Annotated in this window: 3 protein-coding genes; all 3 read right to left on the bottom strand. The window is 43.1% G+C overall.

What is annotated here, in order from left to right:
* Nucleotides 1-177: 177 nt before the first annotated feature.
* The 3 genes from HMPREF9078_RS09825 to HMPREF9078_RS09815 all read right to left on the bottom strand — a co-directional run bounded on the left by HMPREF9078_RS09825 (nt 178) and on the right by HMPREF9078_RS09815 (nt 3,674).
* Nucleotides 178-888: a porin family protein gene (locus HMPREF9078_RS09825; RefSeq protein WP_009410778.1), complete on the bottom strand. Its 711-nt coding sequence runs from the start codon at nt 886-888 to the stop codon at nt 178-180.
* A 511-nt stretch (nt 889-1,399) separates the two neighbouring features.
* Nucleotides 1,400-2,686 (bottom strand): glutamate-1-semialdehyde 2,1-aminomutase, encoded by a 1,287-nt coding sequence (gene hemL / locus HMPREF9078_RS09820; RefSeq protein WP_009420528.1) that lies wholly within the window; start codon nt 2,684-2,686, stop codon nt 1,400-1,402.
* Nucleotides 2,687-2,747: 61 nt separating this feature from the next.
* Nucleotides 2,748-3,674 carry a PfkB family carbohydrate kinase gene (locus tag HMPREF9078_RS09815; protein ID WP_009420527.1) on the bottom strand — a complete coding sequence of 309 codons (927 nt, stop codon included), beginning with the start codon at nt 3,672-3,674 and terminating at the stop codon, nt 2,748-2,750.
* Between the last annotated feature and the right edge of the window lie 135 nt (nt 3,675-3,809).

Here is a 3,809-nt window from a genome sequence, read left to right as displayed (position 1 = left end):
GTAACCCTATTTGTGGCTTGTCCCCCTTCGGGGGTTCGGGGGCTTATAAGTGAGTCGGAAATCTATAACCGAGTAAAGAATTATATTTATAATCAAATTGTTCAACTCTTGATAGGTACTTTAACAAAAAAAGACTGCTGTAAAAAGCAGTCTTTTCTTTTAAGTAATAATATTCTTTTAAAACTTATACCCTACTCCTATTTGTATCACACGGTTTTTAAATTCTACAGAAGGACGGAAGGAAGAAACTCTTCCTTGATTGTCTAATTCTGTTTTACTTTCGTTAGATAAGTTAGTAAGTCCTAAATTGAAAGTAGCGTCGAAGAATAAGCCAAAAGGCAAGTTGTATTCAGCACCCAAACCTAAACCAAAGTCAAACCTTTTCTTAGGAGGAAGTGATTGAGTCTCTTCTTTTTGGTTATCTCCTTCTCCTTTTATCTCTATTTTAGTTAAGTAACCTAAGTTTACCCCTACTTTAGGGCGAAAACCAGCAATATCATACTTCACCCAAAGAGGAATGTTAAGCTGTTGCGTATTCCATTTCCCCTTTTGAATATCTTCCTTTTGAATGTCAATCTTACCATTGTTATCTATGGTAGTAGCTTCAAGTGATTTCACTTTAGCTCCTTGAAAAGAATAGTCTATACCTCCTTCTACAAATAAATGGTCGTTAAAGCCGTATTCTATAAAACCTCCAAAATGAAAGCCTGTCTTAAAGCCTGTTTTATATTCAATGGCTGTTATCCCTTCAGAATTGGTAAAAGTAGTTTTAATATTAGAAACCGTAGGGAAAAGTAATCCTGCTTTAGCACCTACTTTAAACTCTTGGGCGTTAACCGCTGTAATAGTAGCAAACGCCACTGCAATAGTGGTAATAATTCTGTACATTTTTTTCTTTTATAAATTAATTTAGAGCAAAAGTACGAATTTACCCCCCCCCATATGTTAAAATAATGTTAAAGTTTATGTTAAATATAATACTACCCCTGATTATCAGTCTATTTACCACAACCGTTACCAAAGCTTCTGCCTAAAATTAAACCCTCAAACTCGTCCCACAAGTTCCACTTGTTCAATACTCTTGTCCTACCTGTCTCACTAATCCTACAGCTCAAAGAACTATTTTCTCCACTTACTCATTTTCCAATTCTCTCATTTCCTAATTTACTAATTTCCCCGCTTGTCGCTTTTCCGTCACTACACTCCCCCTTTGAAGGTAGCCAACGAGGACTCACAGCTGGATATGTAACAAGAGAATGTTTCTTTTCAAAGTGTAAAACGAAAATTCGCAAACCAATTTTGATAAGCTATAATAAAAAAACACTTTGTCAAAAAGTATCGTAGCAGTACGTGCGGTTAGAGACTTTGACAAAGTGTAGTATGACGCTAACTATGAGTGTTACAATTCCATAATTACTCTGTTGAGAGCTCCGATGGTCTTATCTAAATCTTCGTAAGTAAGGGCGTCGTTGAGGAAATAACTTTCAAAAGCGCTTGGAGGTAAGTAGATACCTTCGCGTAGCATTCCGTGAAAATACTTGCGGAAACGTGCTGTATCGCTCTTAGCTGAGCTGGCGAAATCGGTTACGGGTTCTTCGGCAAAGAAGAGGGTAAACATCGAACCAAAGCTATTGATTTGGTAAGGGAACCCTGCGCGTTTCAGTACGTTGTCGAAGCCTTCGTGCAAGTAAGCTGTCTTTTTGGCTAAACTGTCGAACACCTCAGGTTGTTCATTCAGCGCTGTGAGCATTGCCAATCCAGCACTCATCGCCAAAGGATTTCCGCTAAGAGTCCCCGCTTGATACACGGGACCTTCGGGAGCTAAATAGCTCATAATTTCTTTATTAGCAGCAAAAGCCCCTACCGGGAGTCCGCCACCAATCACTTTTCCGAAGGTAACGATATCGGCTTTGATACCAAAGACCTCTTGCGCTCCGCCTTTTGCCAAACGGAAGCCGGTCATCACTTCATCGAATATCAAAAGCGCCCCGTTTTCGGTACAGAGTTCTCTCAATCCTTCCAAGAAACCTTCGGCAGGAGGCACACAGCCCATATTTCCGGCTACGGGTTCGATAATTACGCAAGCGATTTGCCGTGGATTGGCTTCAAAGAGGGCTTTTACGGAGGCTAAATCGTTGTAGTTTGCTAAAAGCGTATCTTTAGCCGTGCCTTGAGTCACGCCAGGACTATTGGGACTACCAAAAGTTGCGCCACCACTACCTGCCTCGATGAGGAAAGCATCGGAATGTCCGTGGTAACAACCGGCAAACTTGATAATCTTCTCACGACCAGTATAGCCACGAGCCAAGCGAACGGCACTCATACAAGCTTCAGTTCCGCTATTCACAAAGCGAATCTTATCGATATGAGGCACCATTGAGACCGCTAATTCGGCGATTTGGACTTCGACTTCAGTAGGAATACCGAAAGAAGTACCTTTCTTGGCGCGCTCGGTTACTGCCTCAATTACCGGAGGGTAGGCGTGTCCTAAAATGAGTGGTCCCCAAGAGGCGATATAATCGATGTACTTGCGGTTGTCCTCATCGGTGAGGTAAGCGCCTTGGGCTTCTTTGATGAAAATAGGGTGTCCCCCTACGGCATTGAAAGCGCGTACGGGTGAATTGACTCCGCCAGGGAGTACTTGTTGTGCGGCTGCGAATAGTTCGCTACTTCTTTTGTAAAGCATATCTTTTTAGGTAAGAGGTAAGAGATAAGAGGCAACAAGCAACAGTTTTACCTTTTATCTCTTATTTAAGTTGAATATCAAATTGAGTAAGGTCACGGAATTGTTGTAAACGGGTGAGACGCTCGTCTTGGGTGAGGGTAAGCAGGCGCTCAGCTCCAAATTTCTCGATGCAAAACGAGGCGATGTTCGAGCCGTGAACAATAGCATTTTTTAGATTGCTGAACGAATAGTCACGGGTTTTGGTGAGATAGCCTACGAGTCCGCCAGCAAAAGCATCACCAGCACCTGTGGGGTCGAATACTTCGGCTAAGGGGAGTGCTGGCGCAAAGAACACTTTGTCGTCGTGGAATAATAGCGCCCCGTGTTCGCCTTTTTTAATCACCACGAACTTCACACCCATTGCCATAATGCGCTGGGCGGCTTTCACGAGTGAATACTCTTTGGTAAGTTGGCGTGCTTCTTCATCGTTGATTGTAATCATATCTACGCGGGCGATTACCTCCATTAGCAAGTCCCAAGTGTGGTTCATCCAGTAGTTCATTGTGTCCATCACCACTAATTTGGGGCGCGATAGCATTTGGTCGAGTACGTCCATTTGCAGAGTAGGGTGGAGGTTGCCGAGTAAGAGCACTTCGGCATTGCGGAAGGCTTCGGGTACTACGGGCTTAAAATTGGTAAGCACGTTCAGTTGGGTGTCGAGGGTATCGCGTTGGTTCATATCGTTACGATACTTGCCACTCCAAAAGAGCGTTTTTCCTCCGTGCACTATCTCAATGCCCGACACGTCGATATGGCGCTGGGAGAGGAGGTTTAAGTAGTCTTGTGGATAGTCGTCGCCTACGATAGAGACGACAGCTGAGGGGACTTCGAACTGAGCGGCAGCAAGGGCTATATAGTTAGCCGAGCCCCCCATAATAGCGTTGCTTTTTCCGAAAGGAGTTTCTATTTGGTCGAAAGCGATACTTCCGAGAATGAGTAGTTTATTCATTTAAAATAGGTAAAACCAGTAAACAGTGGATTTGTGAGTAATAGATTTCGGGGGCAAAGGTAGTGAAAAAAGTGGATAGAGAGAAGGGAAAGGCGAAAAAAGTTTGTCACGTCCTAAAAAAGGTTGTCATAATTA

This window comes from Capnocytophaga sp. oral taxon 380 str. F0488 (genome assembly GCF_000318255.2).
Taxonomy (GTDB): Bacteria; Bacteroidota; Bacteroidia; order Flavobacteriales; family Flavobacteriaceae; genus Capnocytophaga; species Capnocytophaga ochracea.
This window is presented reverse-complemented; position numbering and strand designations above follow the sequence as displayed.